A 17691-nucleotide genomic window follows, 5' to 3' on the forward strand; every position below is an offset into this window, starting at 1 on the left:
GCTCACGAATGTCAAATTCGCTCCGCGCCGATGCTCGTCCTTCCTAGACTGCAAAGGTTTTCTATCACGCTGAAAAGAAGACAAAGGGCTAAAATAAAGTTCATTTTAGCCCTTTGTCAACAATCTGAGAGGTCCCTCTATGACAGGGACCTCTCTTTTTTGTGTTGTTTATACTTTCAGAGTGTTTTTCGCCCGAATAAAGGCAACAAGCTGTTTGATTTCTTCATCTGTTAGTGGAACGCCGTCTACATGGATGGTTCCTTCTTTTGCTTCCGTCAGCTCAATTTTGATATCAGAGATTTTGCGTTGTATCTCTGGCTCGTCCGTTCTACCAAGTAAAAAATCAATGGACGTATCATACAAATCAGCCAGCAGTTTCACTGCTTCAAGCGAAGGTCGTCGGTACCCAGATTCGTAACCGGCATAGGTGCTTTTGGCGATACCTAGGCGATCTGCCGTATGCTGGAGAGACCATTTTTTCTTTTTTCTAAGGGTGGTTAAACGATCGAGTATCATACATGAACGCTCCTTTATATACAACAACAGTATATCATATTTTGACAAAGAGTGTACGCGTTATGCGTAATAATTTCTTGATTAATTCGCGTTATGTGACTATAATGGCAATGAAGGTACGCGTAAAGCGTATATTATAGAATAGCACAAGCTGGCTTATAATATGTGTGACAAACGAAGTAATTTTACTGAAAGAGGTGGACCTGTTGAAGAAATTATTGCTTTTAACCACTGGTGGGACGATTGCATCTGTAGAAAGTGAAAATGGTTTAGCTCCAGGTGTTAAAGCTGAGGACCTTTTAAGCTATTTAAACGAAATTAATGCAGACTACACAATGGACACAAAGTCCCTAATGAGTATAGATAGTACCAATATGCAGCCTGAATACTGGGTTGATATCGCAACAGCCATTTATGAAAATTATGATCAATATGACGGATTTGTCGTCACGCATGGTACGGACACAATGGCCTATACATCAGCAGCACTATCGTATATGCTGCAAAATCCTGATAAGCCAATTGTCATTACAGGGTCACAAATTCCAATTACGTTTAAGAAAACAGATGCGAAGAAAAACATTACAGATGCGATTCGTTTTGCATGTGACGGTGTTGGCGGCGTATACGTCGTGTTTGATGGCAGAGTCATTCAAGGAACTCGCGCAATCAAACTAAGAACGAAAAGCTACGATGCATTTGAAAGTATTAACTACCCATATATTGCATCGATTGAAAATCATCAAATTGAATACAATAGCAAAGTAAAAAGATCATCAATGAAACCGCTTAAATTAGATGCATCCTTGAACACAGACGTTTGTTTATTAAAACTGCATCCAGGACTGAAGCCTGAGTTTTTAGATTCAATCAAAGGTTTGTACAAAGGAGTCGTCATTGAAAGCTACGGCAGCGGCGGAATTCCTTTCGAAGGAAGAAATCTTTTAGAAAAAATCAACGAATTGCTGGAAGAAGGCATTTCTGTTGTGATCACCACTCAGTGTCTCGAAGAAGGAGAAGACATGAGTGTGTATGAAGTAGGACGTAAAATCAATCAAGAACTGGTTGCTCGTTCAAGAAACATGAACACAGAAGCCATCGTGCCAAAGCTCATGTGGGCATTAGGTAAAACAACAGATCCACGAGAAGTGAAAAAGATTATGGAAACGCCAATCGCAGAAGATTTAGTGATTTAACTATTCTATAGAAAGCAGGTCATACGAGATGGTTCAAGCAACTTATCGTTACGAGAAGGATTTTCTAGGTGAAAAAGAAATTCCCGCAGACGTGTATTATGGTGTTCAAACGCTTCGTGCAAAAGAGAATTTCCCGATTACAGGATATCGCATGCATGAAGAACTCATTCGAGCATTTGCCATTGTCAAAAAAGCAGCAGCTCAAGCCAATATGGAAGTCGGACGTTTATATGAAGGAATTGGAAATGCGATCGTTCAAGCTTCAGATGAAGTGATTGAAGGCAAATTCCATGAATATTTCATCGTAGACCCGATTCAAGGCGGCGCAGGAACGTCTATGAATATGAATGCCAATGAGGTCATTGGAAACAGAGCCCTCGAGATCATGGGACATCAAAAGGGCGAATACATTCATTTAAGTCCAAACACACATGTGAACATGTCACAATCGACAAATGATTCGTTCCCAACGGCGATCCATATTGCAGTGCTCAAGCAGTTAGACATTTTACTTGAGACGATGCAGGCCATGCATGACGTATTTCAAAAGAAAGCAAAAGAATTCGATCATGTCATCAAAATGGGGCGTACTCATTTACAAGACGCTGTTCCGATCCGTTTAGGACAAGAGTTTGAAGCATACAGCCGTGTGCTCAGCCGTGATATTAAACGAATCAACCAATCAAAACAGCATTTATATGAAGTAAACATGGGTGCGACCGCTGTTGGGACAGGCCTCAATGCAGATCCTCGCTACATCGAAATCGTCGTGAAGAAGCTTGCTGATATTTCTGGACTGCCATTAGTAGGCGCAGAGCACCTCGTAGATGCGACGCAAAATACAGATGCATACACAGAAGTATCTGCTGCCTTAAAAGTATGCATGATGAACATGTCTAAAATTGCGAATGACCTTCGCTTAATGGCATCTGGCCCACGTGCAGGTCTTGCTGAGATTGCATTGCCAGCTCGTCAGCCGGGATCATCCATTATGCCTGGGAAAGTCAATCCAGTCATGGCAGAGCTCATTAACCAAATCGCATTCCAGGTCATTGGGAACGACCACACCATCTGTCTTGCTTCTGAAGCAGGTCAGCTTGAGTTAAATGTGATGGAGCCTGTTTTGGTCTTTAACTTGCTTCAATCTATTAGTATAATGAATAACGGATTCCGCTCATTCACAGATCACTGCTTAGCGGACATCGAAGCAAATGAAAAACGTTTGAAAGAATATGTAGAAAAAAGTGCAGGCGTGATCACTGCCGTGAACCCTCACTTAGGCTACGAAGCTGCGGCTAGAATCGCAAGGGAAGCCATTTTAACAGGACAATCGATCAGAGATCTTTGCCTGCAAAATGATGTGTTAACAGAAGAAGAACTTGATATTATCTTGAATCCATTCGAGATGACAAAGCCTGGTATTGCCGGTGCAGAGCTCCTAGAGCGATAATAATATCAAAAATTTTATTTTATTAATATGTGGAATTGCCTGTGAAAGAGAGAAAAACAGGCAATTCACTTTCTTTAGAATTGACACACTTTTTTCACAATATTTTGAAAACGCTTAACGCACGCACAAAGGGAGGAAACAAAATGAAAACACCACGTCTACCGTCTATTTTAGAAGTCGTGTCTGTACTTGGCTTATTTTTAGCAATTGTTTTATCATTCACTCTTTACTTCAAATTAGATATTCAGCTAGCATTGTTCATCTCATGGTTTATGGTTATTGCTTTAGGAATTCGTTTAGGGCATTCGTACAAAGACCTTCAAAATGCGATCACAAAAGGGATATCGAATGGATTAGAGGCTGTTTTAATCTTAATTGCAGTAGGTGCACTTGTTGGTACATGGATTGCTGGCGGTGTTGTACCCACGTTAATTTATTACGGACTGGAATTTATTCATCCTAATATCTTCTTATTAGCTACACTGATTATCTGTTCTATTATGTCTGTTGCTACTGGTACGTCTTGGGGTACAGTTGGAACGGCAGGTATTGCGATGATTGCGATTGGTGAAGGATTGGGTATCCCATTACCGATCGTAGCTGGGGCTGTTTTATCTGGCGCTTATTTTGGTGATAAATTATCTCCTCTATCTGATAGTACTGTGCTCGCTTCCTCTCTTTCAAAAGTGGACGTGCTGGCGCATGTAAGAGCCATGATGGTTTTATCCATACCGGCCTTTGTTATTACGGCTATTATGTTTACAATTACTGGATTTATGTATGGTGGAAGAAATATTGATCAAGATAAAGTAGAGTTTTTGAAACAAGCATTGCAGGATACATTCACGATTAATATTTGGATGATCATTCCGGCAGTCATTGTTGTCCTATTACTTGTATTGAAAAAACCGTCAATGCCTGTTATCGCAATTGGTGCACTGCTTGGGGCAGTCTGGGCGATGGCATTCCAAGGAATGAACCCAGCTGATGCGCTTGGTACAGCTTATAACGGCTTCTCTATTAATTCAGATGTAGATTTCTTAAATACACTGTTGAACCGTGGCGGTATTGTCAATATGTTAGGATCTCTAGTGGTCATTATTCTTGGACTTGGTTTTGGTGGAGTTCTTGAATACTTAGGCGTGTTAAAAGTGATCGTCGCAACATTCGAGAAAAAATTGCACAATGCAGGAAATGTGACACTGTCTACACTTGTAGTAGCATTCTTTGCGAATATCTTTGGTTGTGCAATGTATGTCTCATTAATTCTTACACCAAAAATCATGGAAAAAAGCTATGACAAATTAAAATTAGACAGACGTGTGTTATCTAGAAACTCTGAGGTTGGTGGAACACTTACGTCTGGTATGGTTCCATGGTCAGATAACGGAATTTACATGGCAGGGATTCTAGGCGTCTCGACATTCTCTTATTTACCATTTATGTGGCTGAGCTTTGTTGCCATTGGTCTTGCCATCATCTACGGATATACAGGGAAATTCATTTGGTACGTGAAAAATCAACAAGACTCAGAAGAATCGGCATCATAAGCCACTGCAAAAGCCGCCCCTCCCCCGGGCGGCTTTTGTTTGTCCTAGGACCGTAAGACTATGTGTGTTTCCAGAAGGGTGGTTGTGTATTTTGACCCCCTATAAAAGAGGGCTTAAGGTGTGGTGTGAAGCAGATTGAAAGCATATTTATACCATAAAAAGGGCACAAATCCCTATTCAAACATGAGTCTTTGAACCTTATAATAACAATATTGGAAAAAGTGCGATTCACCATTACGCTCGTTTAGAGGGACTCTAAGCAGCGTTTTTATTTTTGACAGGAGGAGGAACCCATATGAGCTTATCGGATATGCTGTCTGCCCTTAACGGTGGCATTTCAAATAAAAAGGCAGAGATCGAAGAGAAAATTGCTCGACTCAAAAAGGCAAAAAGTAAGATTGAACGTGAACAAGATGCCGCAGAAACAGACCTAAAACAAATCAAGCAGCCAAAGCTTGGGGCCTCTTGGAAAGGTGAGCGGAGCCAAGATTTCAAATCAGAACGAAATGAAGCGCATGATGCGTTGCAAACGATCGTAAGCGATAAATATCCACGCTACGTGAGCCGAATCGAATTCAAAATCAGTACACTAGAAGCAGAGCAGGCTGCCTTATCCTTTGCCAGCTCTTTAGCTGGAGATGCCGCACGTTTGGCTGAAAAAGGAGAAGACGCAGTAGAAGACGCAAAACGCTTGATCTCAAAAGCATGGAGCAGCTTGTAAGCGAGCTTCATGCTGAACCAATCTGGAGGATATCATAATGGGACAAATTAAGTTAAACTACCAAACAGTGATGGATAAACTAGATGAAGTCTCCCAAGCAGTTGAAGCTTTAACAATGAAAAAAGCAGCAGATAAAGCTGGTGAAAACAGCCTTGAATTTGTAACCAAATGGACGGCACGTGAAGCAGAGGTGGGCGAAATGGTCTCAAGCTTTAAAGAAGCCTTAATCAAAAACGTTCAGGATACACGCTCAAATGTGAAGACGCTAAAAGAACAGGATGAAGCGATTGCGGCAAAATCATAAGCCCCAATCGTTTTATTGATAGCGTAGCTGAGTACGATGTAAAATATAGTCGTAAAGACTCATATATAATTCGGGATTTATGACCTTAGATTATTCCGTTTTTCTTCCAAACACCATGTTAAAAGGACACCTTTTCCCTATTTAAGCCTAAGGCTTTTCACCTTATACTATACTTAATGAAAGCGAACGATAGAAATGTCAGGACTGGAAAAAGCAGATGATCTGCCCGGTTTCAAAAACGCTGACGCCGTGCTTTCTTATGAGGTCTAATAGAGGTGGATGACATGAGTTTATCCGAGATGCTGCACCATCTGCATATGGGGATTGAAAACAAACGTGCAGAATTTGACGAAATGATCTCTCGGTTAAAGACAGCCAAAAGTAATATTCGAACAGAACAAGATCTTGCGCAGTCTGACATAAAGGAAATCAAGAAGCCTGCTCTAGATTCGTCATGGAAAGGTGAGAGAGGAACGGACTTTCACCGTCATCGGAAAGAAGCCTATCACGTGCTGCACGACATTGTGAACAATGAGTATGAAACCTATATTACGGAGATAGACCAAAAAATTATGCACTTTGAGTTAAAAAAAATGGAACTCGCTGTCGCTAGTAATTTTGCAGGAAGAGCCCAAGATGTGATGGAAAAAGGCGAGGATTTTGCAAAGGATGTCAAACATTTAATTGAACGGGGCTGGAAAGCTCTTTAATAAAATAAACGAAACAGCCGGCTGAACAAGCGGCTGTTTTTTTTGGTTTAGTCACATCCGCCGCTACCACCTGAATCACCACCGCAGGAGGCATCAGAAGCGTGATGTGTATACGAATCAGTATAGTTACTGGTTGTTGAACTGTGATGTGCAGAATGCTTAGAAGATGAACGCTTATCTTTTGGTGTAAACATGTGGGCGGTAATGGCGCCTAAAGAAGCTAGTATGATGATGATAACAAACATGATGTATCCCTCCTCTTGTTTCATATTCATACGTTTGAGCCATAACAAAGTTCCCGGTCGGAAAGAAAAACTGGGCAAAGAGTTCTATTTTCGTTTATGATGATAGGCAAAAGTAATTGACCAAGGGAGGGGAGTCTATGTTATCTCTACGTCAGGAGGAGCTGTTGAGGCGGTTAATGCAGGCAGAGCAGGAGCTGACAGGTGAAGAAATTGCACGCCTGATAGGCGTCACATCACGAACAGTTCGAACAGATATGAAAGCGCTTAAATCAATATTAGAAGTACATGGGGCAACACTTCATATGAAACGTGGAGCAGGGTATACATTGACTGTCGAAGATTATGGAGCATTTCGTACTTTTTTGAAAAACTCAATGAGAGAAAGAAATGAAAAAAAGAATCAAGTTATTCCAAATCAGCCGGAGGATCGTATCTCTTATTTATTGAGAAGGCTTTTATTGTCCGAAGACTATATGAAATTAGATGAATTGGCCGAGGAATTATTTGTGAGTGAATCTACTGTGAAAAATGACCTGAAAGCAGTCAAGCATCTATTTTCTTTACATGGACTTTCTGTTGCACACCGACCTAAATATGGACTGAGGCTGAGTGGAGATGAAATGAAATTAAGGTATTGTCTAGCTGAGCATGTGTTTCAGCAAGAGCATCCGAACCCTGCCCTTTTACCTGAAGAAACGTATCAATTGATTCAAGATATGGTGCGTTCACGTACAAAGGCAAGCGGCCTTCATGTCTCAGAGATCGGTTTAAGCAACTTAGTGACACATATCGCCATTGCGTGCAAACGAATTGAAGAGAAAAAATTGGTGATGATGCCGGAAGGAGAACTCAAAGACATTCAAACACAGCCCGCTTTTCAAGTGGCGAGGCAAATGGCAGAAGATATGCGTCACGTACTCGGTATAGATTTTCCATTATCTGAAATGGCCTATATTGCGATTCATTTAATGGGGGCAAAAATGATGGCGTATGGAGAAACGGGACACACGCTATTTCACATGCTTGATGAAGAGCATTTCCGTTTAACTCATCAATTACTTGGTTATGTCGAAGAGCACATGTCACTTGATATTCAGACAGACAAGGAATTGATTGTGGGACTAAGTCTTCACCTGAGATCAGCGATTCATCGGTTCCGATATGATATGAACATCCGTAACCCCTATTTATCAGACATAAAAAGGCATTATCCGATTGCTTTTGAAGCAGGTGTCTATATGGGAAGATGGCTGAAGGAAAAAGAGAATGTAGAGATTCATGAAGATGAAATCGGATATTTGGCGCTGCATATTGGTGCTGCCATAGAGCGGACAAAAACTCAGACTGTGAGAAAAAAATGCTTGATTGTGTGCGCAACGGGTGTCGCGAGCAGTCAGCTTCTTCTCCATAAGCTGAAGGCCGCCTTTAGCGAAAGGCTAGAGATTGCTGGTACTGCAAGTGTCAGTGACCTTTTGTCGTATGACTTGAGAAGTATCGATTTGATCATTAGTACCATCCCGCTTCAGAACACACTACCTGTGCCAGTGATTGATGTACATACGATCCTCAGTGAAGACGATATGTTGAGGCTGAAACGATTTGTACAGGGGTCACAAGAAATGGGGGTCTTGCGATATATCAGTCCGAAGATGACTTTTTTTCAGCAAGATCTACAAACAAGGGAAGAGGTTCTTCAATTTTTCGTGAATGTATTGCAAGAACAAAACCGAATCCCGGATGATTTTGAACAGCTATTACTGGAAAGAGAGGAAGTGTCACCTACGTCGTTCGGTCATTTGGTCGCAATCCCTCACCCAATCAAACCGGCAACAGATGATACGTTTTGTGCGATCTGTACGTTGAGAAAACCAGTGTTGTGGGGCGACGATCGGGTACAGGTCGTCTGTTTGTTAAGTATACAGAAGACGTATCAGAAAGAATTGCAGTCACTTTATCAATTTCTTGTGCGTTTGACAGAGCAGAAGGAAGTGGTGGAGCAAATCATCAAAGCTGCTTCATTTGAAGAACTGACGGTGGCGCTGCACGTGTTGGAACAGCCAGATAAAAAAAAAGGACACCCATTTCCGCATCTGTGAGGAAAAAGATTAGATGTTAATGAAAGCGCTTTTAAAATAACATCAAAAAGGAGGATGATCACGAGTTTTTGTAAAGGGGGAGACGGATCATGAGCTTTAAAGAGAGAGCGGCCGACGTCATGGGACATGTCGCTTATCGTATTACAAATCAGAAATATATTATGGCGATTAAGCAAGCATTTGTCACATTAATGCCAATCATCATTACGGGGGCATTTGCTGTACTGGTCGCAAATATGATCATGAGCCCTGAAACGGGGCTTGCCCATTTTGAGATATTCAGGTTTTTAGCAGAGCTTCAGCCAATTATGAAGGCAATCAATTATGCCACGCTGAACTTTTTAACGATCGGGGCTGTGTTCCTCATCGGGATTGAGCTTGGGAAAATCAATGGACATAAATCATTATTCCCAGGATTAATGGCATTGATTTCATTTATATCCGTTATTCCGACGACACTTCTTCTTGAAGTCGATGGATCAATGCGTGAGGTTGTCGATGTGTTGGCGAGGCAATTCTCCGATCCAAAAAGCTTATTTTTGGGTATGATCATTGCCATCGTCTCTGTAGAGATCTTTTGTAAGCTTACCGAGGTGAAGTGGCTGCAAATTAAGATGCCAGATTCTGTTCCATCAAATGTGGCGACATCTTTTTCTTCACTTTTCCCATCAATTATTACGATTACAATCATTAGTTCATTCGGATTTGCGTTTCACCGTCTGACAGGCATTTATTTGCATGAAGCGGTGTATAACGTCGTGCAGCGTCCGCTTGAAAGTGTTGTGCAGGGACTGCCTGGTATTTTAACGTTAATGTTTGTGGCTCAATTTTTCTGGGTGATCGGTATTCATGGCAACCAAATGATTAAACCAATTCGCGAGCCACTGTTATTAGGATCAATTGCAGTGAATATGACAGCATTTCAAGAGGGCAAAGAGATTCCAAATATTATCACGATGCCATTTTGGGATGTGTATATGAGCATTGGTGGTTCGGGTGTGACGATTGGTCTGTTGATTGCCATTTTTATAGCAGGAAGAAGGGAAGAGATGCGGAGCATTGCCAAGCTTTCATCAGGACCTGGACTGTTTAACATCAATGAACCAGTTATTTTCGGATTACCTGTCATGTTGAACCCTGTGATGGCAATTCCGTTTATCGTTACACCACTCGTGACAGGTACGATTGGTTATATCGCAACCGCTACAGGTTTTGCGGGGAAAGCGGTGGTGATGGTGCCGTGGACGACACCTCCGATTGTGAATGCTTGGCTGTCTACCGCTGGCAGTATGGGGGCTGTCATCACACAGCTCATCTGTATTGTTGTCGCTGTTTTCATCTATTTACCTTTTGTCCTCTTATCCAACCGGAAGCCAGAAGCAGCACCTGATTCAGAATAGAAGGAGGGCTCATGAATGAACATGCAATTTAGATGGTATGGCAAAGAAGATCCTGTCTCCCTTTCATATATTCGGCAAATTCCCGGCTTGAAAGGGATTGTCAGTGCCGTCTATGATGTGCCGGCTGGCGATCTGTGGCCGGAGGAAAGTATTGCTCATTTAAAAGCGGAAATCGAACGTCACGATCTTGCTTTTGAAGTCGTAGAAAGTCTCCCGGTCCATGAAGATATTAAGCTGGGAAAGCCTAGCCGGGATGTTTATATCGAGCATTATCAAGAAAATATCCGGCGATTAGCAAGGCATGGTGTGAAGGCCATTTGTTATAACTTCATGCCAGTCCTTGATTGGACACGAACACAGCTCGATTTCCCACTAGCTGATCAATCGACGACTCTTGTTTATTTTCAGCATCAGCTTGAACAGATGGATATAGAAAAAGATCAACTTTCCTTACCAGGGTGGGATACGTCTTATACGCAGGAAGAAATGAGAAAGTTGATGGCTGCATACAGGGCATTGGGTGCGGAAGGGTTGTTTGAGAACCTAGACTATTTCTTGGGAAATATCCTTCCAGTTGCAGCGGAAGAGAACATGAATATGGCACTGCATCCAGATGACCCTCCTTGGAACATATTTGGTCTACCCCGCATTGTCAGTTGTGAAGAACAAATAGATCGTATCCTTCAGCTCGATGAACGCTCACAGCACGGACTGACCTTTTGTTCCGGTTCCCTAGGCTGTAATGCGAAAAATGATGTTCCTGCACTTGCGAGAAAGTATGCCAAAAAAGGGCGTATACACTTTGCTCATTTACGCAATGTCAATTTGTATGAAAACGGTGATTTTGAAGAGTCAGCACACCTGTCGTCAGCAGGCAGCCTCGATATGGGAGCGATTATGAACGCATTGTTTAAGGAAGGATTTGCTGGCTATGTCCGGCCAGATCATGGACGAATGATCTTTGGTGAGACGGGCAGATCTGGCTATGGATTATACGACCGGGCACTTGGAGCTATGTATTTACAAGGGATGTGGGAAGGACTTCAAATTCACACGAAGAAAGGTCAGGTGGCAACATGAACAAAATCGACATACCCAATGACTTTATTCTAGGTGCTGCGGCTTCTGCTTGGCAGACAGAGGGTTGGAAAGGGAAGAAACCGCATCAGGATTCGTATATAGACCTTTGGTATAAGGAGGGGTATCACGTATGGCACGAAGGATACGGACCAGCGGGAGCAACGAATTTTTACGAGCGCTATCCCGAAGATGTAGCCCTTATGAAGGAAATTGGGTTATCTCATTACCGGACATCGATCAATTGGTCGAGGTTTCTCATAGATTACGAGAATGGAATTGTAGATGAGGCCTATGCTCGTTATATTGATAATTTCATCAATGAATTACTTGAAGCGGGTGTAGAGCCGATGTTTTGCTTAGAGCATTATGAGCTTCCTGCCGTTTTGCTTGAAAAGTACGGCGGCTGGTCATCTAAACATGTTGTCGATCTGTTTGTTCTCTATGCAGAAAAGGTGTTTGAGCGCTATGGAGACCGGGTCAAACATTGGTTTACCTTTAATGAACCAATTGTTGTTCAGACTCGTGTGTATCTAGATGCTATTCGTTATCCTTTCGAGCAAAATACGAAGAAGTGGATGCAGTGGAACTATCATAAAGCCTTGGCGACAGCAAAAGTGGTGAAGCTGTTTCAGGAAATGGGCTTGAAGGAATCAGCCGGTGCAAAAATCGGGGTCATTCTCAATCCAGAAGTGACGTATGCGAGATCGACTGCCTCGCATGATCAAGAAGCTGCCCGCATGTATGATTTGTTTTTTAATCGAGTGTTCTTAGATCCCTCCATTAAAGGCGAGTATCCAGAAGAACTGCTTGATGTATTGAAAAAGCATGACATTCTTTTCGATGCAACGGAAGAAGAGCTTCAGACCATTAAAGATCATACAGTCGATGTGGTCGGTCTTAATTTATACTATCCGCATCGCGTTAAGGCACCTAGCAAGGCTTGGAACGAAAATACACCGTTTCATCCATCTTATTATTACGATCTATTTGAGCTCCCAGGGAGAAAAATGAATCCATTCAGAGGTTGGGAAATCTATCCGAATATTGTCTATGATATGGGTATGAGAATAAAAGAGGAATACGGGAATATCGAGTGGTTTGTGGCTGAAAACGGTATGGGGGTCGAGCAGGAAGAACGGTTTAAAAACGAAGACGGCATCATTGATGATCAGTACCGAATTTCATTTATCAGTCAGCATTTAAAAAAAGCCCTTCAAGCGAAAAAAGAAGGTTCAAACTGCAAGGGATATATGCTGTGGGCTTTTACGGATAATGTCTCACCGATGAATGCATTCAAGAATCGCTACGGATTAGTAGAGATCCAGCTGGAGAATGAACGGAATCGTCAGATGAAAGCGTCAGGATACTGGTACAAGACATTAATCCAAACGAGGAAATTAAGGGATGAACCAGATTTTATTTATCAATAGGAGTGATGGGATATGAAGCGAATCATTCTCGCTTGTGCAGCAGGAATGTCAACGTCGATTGTGGTATCTAAAATGAAGGCAGCCGCAGAAGGAAAAGGGCTGGATTATGAAATTTATGCGATACCTGAAGGGGCCATTGCGGACGAATTAGAAGAGCATGGGGACGATGTAAAGGTCATTTTGCTAGGGCCGCAAGTTAGCTTTATGAGAAAGGCAGCAGAAAAAACAGCGGCACCTTATCATATACCTGTCGATGTGGTAAATGTAAGATTATATGGAACAGCGAATGGAGAAAAAATTCTAGAACATGCACTGAAACTAGCAAATGAATCTTGAGCAATCGGAGGAGAAGCAGATGACGGTATTAGAGGAAATGCAGGGAGCAGCCTTTCAAATCATTGCCCATGCAGGTGAGGCACGAAGCCATTATGTAGAAGCCATTCGTCTAGCAAGAGCGGATGACTTTGAAGCAGCGCAGCAGTTGATTGAAAAAGGGGAGGAAGCGTTTCGAAGCATCCATGACCTGCACTTGTCACTGATACAAAAAGAGGCGGCAGGGGAACAGCTTCCCTTTTCTTTACTGCTCATACATGCAGAAGACCAAATGCTCACAACAGAGACCATCCATCTGCTTGCCATTGAAATGATCGAAATGTGTAAAAAAATGAATACCCTGTCAAAATAGATATCAGTTATTAACCAATTTCTGTTATAATCATTCGGTAGATAAAGAGAAAGCAGGATTGGTGAATGAAAAAAACATGTATGTGGCTTGCAGTTGGTTTAGTCATGCTGCTCATTTCGGGCTGTATGGGTACGAAACAGCAAACAGAAGGAAACCAGCAAGCCATCAAAGAGGTAAAGGGTCAAGGACAAACGAAAGAAACAACAGAAACGCAGCAAATTGAAGCGGCAGAGATAGACAAACAAAACTGGATTCAGCAAAAGGAACCCGTTGCGCTTCCAATCTTGATGTATCACAGTATCTCTAGCGGTAATTCGTTACGTGTGCCAAAGAGCGAATTTGCAGCTCATATGAAATGGCTGAAAGACAACGGCTATGTCACGCTGTCGCCGAAAGAGGCATATCAAGTTCTCTCGACCAATTCGACACCAAGTGAAAAGTATGTTCTTATCACATTTGACGATGGATACACGGATAACTACACAAAGGCATTTCCGATTTTAAAGGAATATGGAATGAAAGCCACGATTTTTATGATCGAGCAGTCCATCGGCCGTCCGCATCATTTAACCGATGCCCAAATGGATGATATGGTGGCGCATGGTATTTCAATAGAGAGTCACACCATTCATCATTTAGAACTCAATCGTTTAACACAGAAGCAGCAGGAAGAAGAATTAAAAGGATCGAAGGTATTCTTTGACCAGCGGTTTTCTCAACAAACGATCATGGTCAGCTATCCGGTCGGTCGCTATAACGAAGACACGCTGAAGTTGGCGAAGGAAGCAGGATATGAAATGGCTGTAACCACTGAACCAGGACATGCGAAGAAAGAACAAGGTATGATGTCCTTACACCGCCTGCGCATTTCACCGGGACTTTCACCCGAAAGCTTTGGCAGACTGATAGAGGGAAATTGATCAATATTAGATCACAGATGTTTCACATGAAACATTTTACGACACGTTTCGTGGAGATGATTTGTGGATCGACAACATCATAGGGCTTGAGTAACATCTAGGTATATTCTTCAGACGTGATCGTCACACATAATGTTTTTTAAATGATGTGAAAAGGGAGAGAGCAAAGATGTCAAATTTTCTTGGAATTGATCATGTCCAGTTAGCTGCCCCAAAGGGGAGTGAAGAGAAAGTACGTTTGTTTTTTGGAGAGATTCTAGGAATGGAGGAAATACCTAAGCCTGTTCACCTAGCAAAACGTGGTGGTGTTTGGTTTCAGTGTGGCAATCAACAGCTTCACATTGGCATTGAAGATCAATTTCAAGCAGCGAAAAAAGCTCATCCAGCTTTTCAAGTAAAAAAATTATCAAATGTAAAAGAGACATTGATGAAACATCACATTCTTATAAAGGAAGATCAGCCGTTAGATGGAGCCATCAGGTTTTATGTAGATGATCCATTTGGAAATCGAATTGAATTTTTAGAGAGACTGTAGAAAATAAATCTTGTGAGAAACAATAAGGATGTCGAGAAAATCTCGACATCCTTATTTTATGAAAGTATGTTATTGATAAACCGGATAACCCGTTATCTTTATATCTTTTCCCAGCGGTTCAAGAGAGAGTTGATCCAGTTCAATTGCATCACTCATGAGGCGTATGCCTTCGCCTCCGAAAAAAGAAGGAGAGAGTCGTCCGCCAATGAGCTTAGGTGCCATGTAGATGACGAGTTTATCGACAAGCTGCTGCTCCAAAAATGAGGCATTGATTTGTCCGCCGCCTTCAATCATCAGGGAGGAGACATTTCTTTCTCCGAGCACTTGAAGTACTTCTTGTAAGGGCACCCGGATATCGCTATCCGTCATGATGACACTGACGCCAGCTGCTTCTAAAGCGGCTCGTTTTTCTTCATCGGCTTGTTTTGTTGTGAAAATCCATGTTGGTGCCATCTGATCTGTGACCACCTTTGCTGTCAGCGGGATAGACAGTTTAGAGTCTAAGACAATTCGAATCGGATGATGACCGTTTGGAATGCGTGCTGTTAATGAAGGATCGTCGTGAATGACGGTTTGCGCACCGACCAAGATCGCATCGTTGATACTGCGAATGTGATGTGCATCATAACGGGACGTTTCTGATGTAATCCACTTGCTGTCAGACGTAGCAGATGCAATTTTTCCGTCTATCGTAATGCCTGCTTTGAGTGTCACGAAAGGCGTTTTTTTCGTAATAAAGTGGTTGAACACTTCATTCATGAGAATGGATTCCTGCTCCATGACGCCTGTGATGACTTGAATGCCTGCATCTTGTAAAATGGCAATCCCGCGCCCGGCAACAAGCGGGTTCGGATCCAGTGCAGCAACGACAACTTTTTCTACGCCAGCTTTCACAAGTGCTTCAGCGCATGGGCCTGTGCGGCCATGGTGGGAACAAGGCTCTAGTGTTACATAGATCGTGGCACCTTTTGCCTTGTCTCCAGCCATTTTAAGTGCATGAATTTCTGCATGTGGTTCGCCGGCCTTCATATGCGCCCCGACCCCAACAATTTCATTTTCTCGCACAATCACAGCCCCGACGAGCGGATTGGGAGATGTCTGACCTTTCATTGCTTCAGCATTTTCAAGGGCTAGTTTCATATATCGCTCATGATGTGGCAATCGTACGCACCTCTTGATCCGCTTTCATATGGCCTGAGCGGTTAATTTTTGTCTGCAAGTATTTTTCATTGAACTCAGAGACATCACCCCAAAGTGGAATCCGTCCAGAAAGAGAAAGGCCTGCATGACTGATAGCATCCGTCTTTTTCGGATTATTGGTAATAAGTCTGACTGGTTTTGTACGCAATGTTTGAAGAACAGCAATCGCTTCTTCATATTGACGTGTATCATCTTCAAAGCCCAGTGCTTCGTTTGCTTCTACTGTATCGTAGCCGTTTTCTTGCAAGATGTAGGCCATGGCTTTACTGAAAAGACCGATCCCGCGTCCTTCATGGTTGGCTAAATAAAACAGTGCGCCTGCTCCATTGTCCTCAATCATCCGCATAGACTGTTTCAATTGGAACCCGCAATCGCAGCGTTTGCTTCCGAAAATATCGCCGGTGTGGCAGATGGAATGCATGCGGATCAACGCTTCATCAGCATGTTCGAAATCTCCGTAAACAAGGACGCTTGATTGCTGGTGATCTGCAAGCTCACGGGAGGAAAGGCTTTCGATTAAAGCTTCATCTGATAATGGTTCTTTCCCGTCATCTTTTAACCATGAATACCAGTTAAACATGACCGTTCTACCGTCTAAATTCACTGGCAGTTTAATAGGTCCAGTGATATATATAAATCCGTCTTCTTGCTGTACTCGTTTGATTTTATCTTTTAAAATGGCTGTTTTAACCTCTGTGTGTTTGTCCATATTCTACACCTTCTTTTTTGTCTGTTTCTTCAATCTGTAAACGAACGAGAACGCCAAATGGATCAATAAATTCGTTACTTTTTCCTGTCGTGTTCATGTGAACACCTGCTTTTGTCAGACGTTCGACGACGGATGTTCTATCGTCTTCTTTTGGGAAAACCAGTGTATAGCTTCTAATTCCTGAAAAACGTGGATCAATGGCTCCTTTTCTCCCGCGTCCCCATGCATTAAAGGCAAGGTGGTGATGATAGACGCCACCAGCAACGAATAAGCTGGCTGGGGGAGCCATTCGGATATGAAAACCGAGCGTGTTCACATAAAAGGAATCGGCTTCTTCTGGGTTGAGATGGAAATGCAAGTGTCCCATGACTGTACCAGCCGGGAGTCCTTCCCAGGTGGAATCAGCGGCTTCTTGCAGGAGACCATCTCCATCAAGCGGAGCATTTCCGCCACCTTTCAGCTCTCCATGCTCACCTACCCATATGTCCTGAGGACGATCAGCATAAATCTCAACGCCGATGCCATCTGGATCACTTAAATAAATGGCTTCACTGAAAAAGTGATCGCTTGCTCCAATTAAAGGATAGCCTTTTTTGATCACATGCGCCAGCCATGTGCCCAGGTTTTTTCTGGTAGGTAATAAAACCGCAAAATGATAAAGTCCTGGCTCATGATCCGGCTTCTCTTTCAGCTGCACATCTTCTTTCAGCACAAGGATTGGTTCCTTTGCGTTGCTGCCAAGCGTGACAGTAGAATCCGTCTGTTCTAATAAAGTAAAACCTAAAATGTCTGTATAAAAAGGCAAAGAACGCTCAAAGCTGGACACATGTAATTCTGTTAAACCTAATCTTACCTGCTCTATTGTATTCAAAGCTCGGTCATCTCCTTCATGTTATATGCATCTGCATGTTCAATGGTTTATTGAAAATTGATAAAAATGATTA

General features: G+C 42.5%; 19 protein-coding genes. 14 read left to right on the top strand and 5 right to left on the bottom strand.

Annotated elements, in window-relative coordinates; genetic code table 11:
• Positions 1 to 168: 168 nt before the first annotated feature.
• Positions 169 to 516 (bottom strand): helix-turn-helix domain-containing protein, encoded by a 348-nt coding sequence (locus tag ACTJKA_RS00005; RefSeq protein ID WP_017368336.1) that lies wholly within the window; start codon positions 514 to 516, stop codon positions 169 to 171.
• A gap of 206 nt (positions 517 to 722) precedes the next feature.
• Here ACTJKA_RS00005 and ACTJKA_RS00010 point away from each other — a divergent pair, with 206 nt between their 5' ends.
• The 6 genes from ACTJKA_RS00010 (at position 723) to ACTJKA_RS00035 (ending at position 6447) form a co-directional block, all read left to right on the top strand.
• Entirely contained in the window at positions 723 to 1712 is a 990-nt protein-coding gene (locus ACTJKA_RS00010) for an asparaginase (RefSeq protein ID WP_017358664.1), read from the top strand.
• 28 nt (positions 1713 to 1740) lie between these two features.
• Complete coding sequence (gene aspA, locus ACTJKA_RS00015) at positions 1741 to 3162, top strand: aspartate ammonia-lyase (RefSeq protein WP_045033751.1); 1422 nt, start codon at positions 1741 to 1743, stop codon at positions 3160 to 3162.
• Positions 3163 to 3305: 143 nt separating this feature from the next.
• Positions 3306 to 4712, top strand: coding sequence for a Na+/H+ antiporter NhaC (gene nhaC, locus ACTJKA_RS00020; protein WP_017358666.1), 1407 nt, complete (start codon positions 3306 to 3308; stop codon positions 4710 to 4712).
• A gap of 295 nt (positions 4713 to 5007) precedes the next feature.
• Positions 5008 to 5433, top strand: coding sequence for a YwqH-like family protein (locus ACTJKA_RS00025; protein ID WP_017358667.1), 426 nt, complete (start codon positions 5008 to 5010; stop codon positions 5431 to 5433).
• 37 nt (positions 5434 to 5470) lie between these two features.
• A complete protein-coding gene (locus ACTJKA_RS00030; RefSeq protein ID WP_008345634.1) occupies positions 5471 to 5737 on the top strand; it encodes a YwqI/YxiC family protein in 267 nt (88 codons plus the stop codon).
• A gap of 284 nt (positions 5738 to 6021) precedes the next feature.
• Entirely contained in the window at positions 6022 to 6447 is a 426-nt protein-coding gene (locus ACTJKA_RS00035) for a YwqH-like family protein (protein WP_007497950.1), read from the top strand.
• 47 nt (positions 6448 to 6494) lie between these two features.
• Here ACTJKA_RS00035 and ACTJKA_RS00040 read toward each other — a convergent pair whose 3' ends face one another.
• Positions 6495 to 6692 carry a hypothetical protein gene (locus tag ACTJKA_RS00040; RefSeq protein WP_017358669.1) on the bottom strand — a complete coding sequence of 66 codons (198 nt, stop codon included), beginning with the start codon at positions 6690 to 6692 and terminating at the stop codon, positions 6495 to 6497.
• A gap of 137 nt (positions 6693 to 6829) precedes the next feature.
• Between ACTJKA_RS00040 and ACTJKA_RS00045 the strand changes: the two genes are divergently transcribed.
• From ACTJKA_RS00045 to ACTJKA_RS00080, 8 genes are all read left to right on the top strand, one after another.
• On the top strand, positions 6830 to 8788 hold the full coding sequence (locus ACTJKA_RS00045) for a BglG family transcription antiterminator (protein WP_108611103.1): 1959 nt from the start codon (positions 6830 to 6832) through the stop codon (positions 8786 to 8788).
• A gap of 89 nt (positions 8789 to 8877) precedes the next feature.
• The gene (locus tag ACTJKA_RS00050; protein WP_007497945.1) at positions 8878 to 10188 is read left to right on the top strand and encodes a PTS sugar transporter subunit IIC; all 1311 of its coding nucleotides are present in this window, start codon (positions 8878 to 8880) and stop codon (positions 10186 to 10188) included.
• A gap of 15 nt (positions 10189 to 10203) precedes the next feature.
• Complete coding sequence (locus ACTJKA_RS00055; protein WP_171465915.1) at positions 10204 to 11268, top strand: mannonate dehydratase; 1065 nt, start codon at positions 10204 to 10206, stop codon at positions 11266 to 11268.
• Positions 11265 to 12698 carry a glycoside hydrolase family 1 protein gene (locus ACTJKA_RS00060; protein WP_046526790.1) on the top strand — a complete coding sequence of 478 codons (1434 nt, stop codon included), beginning with the start codon at positions 11265 to 11267 and terminating at the stop codon, positions 12696 to 12698. Before ACTJKA_RS00055 ends, ACTJKA_RS00060 begins: the two co-directional genes overlap by 4 nt.
• 12 nt (positions 12699 to 12710) lie before the next feature.
• Positions 12711 to 13034: a PTS sugar transporter subunit IIB gene (locus ACTJKA_RS00065; RefSeq protein ID WP_008345616.1), complete on the top strand. Its 324-nt coding sequence runs from the start codon at positions 12711 to 12713 to the stop codon at positions 13032 to 13034.
• A gap of 19 nt (positions 13035 to 13053) precedes the next feature.
• Positions 13054 to 13383, top strand: coding sequence for a PTS lactose/cellobiose transporter subunit IIA (locus ACTJKA_RS00070; RefSeq protein WP_008345614.1), 330 nt, complete (start codon positions 13054 to 13056; stop codon positions 13381 to 13383).
• Positions 13384 to 13448: 65 nt separating this feature from the next.
• A complete protein-coding gene (locus ACTJKA_RS00075) occupies positions 13449 to 14303 on the top strand; it encodes a polysaccharide deacetylase family protein (protein WP_035389944.1) in 855 nt (284 codons plus the stop codon).
• Positions 14304 to 14472: 169 nt separating this feature from the next.
• Positions 14473 to 14838, top strand: coding sequence for a VOC family protein (locus ACTJKA_RS00080; protein ID WP_076821371.1), 366 nt, complete (start codon positions 14473 to 14475; stop codon positions 14836 to 14838).
• A gap of 69 nt (positions 14839 to 14907) precedes the next feature.
• Here the strand turns inward: ACTJKA_RS00080 and ribD are convergent, their stop codons facing one another.
• From ribD to ACTJKA_RS00095, 3 genes are read right to left on the bottom strand one after another with little or no spacing between them, the layout of a single operon-like run.
• Complete coding sequence (ribD, locus tag ACTJKA_RS00085) at positions 14908 to 15999, bottom strand: bifunctional diaminohydroxyphosphoribosylaminopyrimidine deaminase/5-amino-6-(5-phosphoribosylamino)uracil reductase RibD (RefSeq protein WP_440607579.1); 1092 nt, start codon at positions 15997 to 15999, stop codon at positions 14908 to 14910.
• Positions 15986 to 16747 (bottom strand): GTP cyclohydrolase II, encoded by a 762-nt coding sequence (locus ACTJKA_RS00090; protein ID WP_008345606.1) that lies wholly within the window; start codon positions 16745 to 16747, stop codon positions 15986 to 15988. Before ACTJKA_RS00090 ends, ribD begins: the two co-directional genes overlap by 14 nt.
• Positions 16725 to 17618, bottom strand: a complete 894-nt coding sequence (locus tag ACTJKA_RS00095; protein WP_322536098.1) for a VOC family protein — start codon at positions 17616 to 17618, stop codon at positions 16725 to 16727. The genes ACTJKA_RS00090 and ACTJKA_RS00095 overlap by 23 nt, the downstream gene beginning before the upstream one ends.
• Positions 17619 to 17691 lie beyond the last annotated feature (73 nt).

Source organism: Bacillus sp. 22190, assembly GCF_052045575.1.
GTDB lineage: Bacteria > Bacillota > Bacilli > Bacillales > Bacillaceae > Bacillus > Bacillus altitudinis.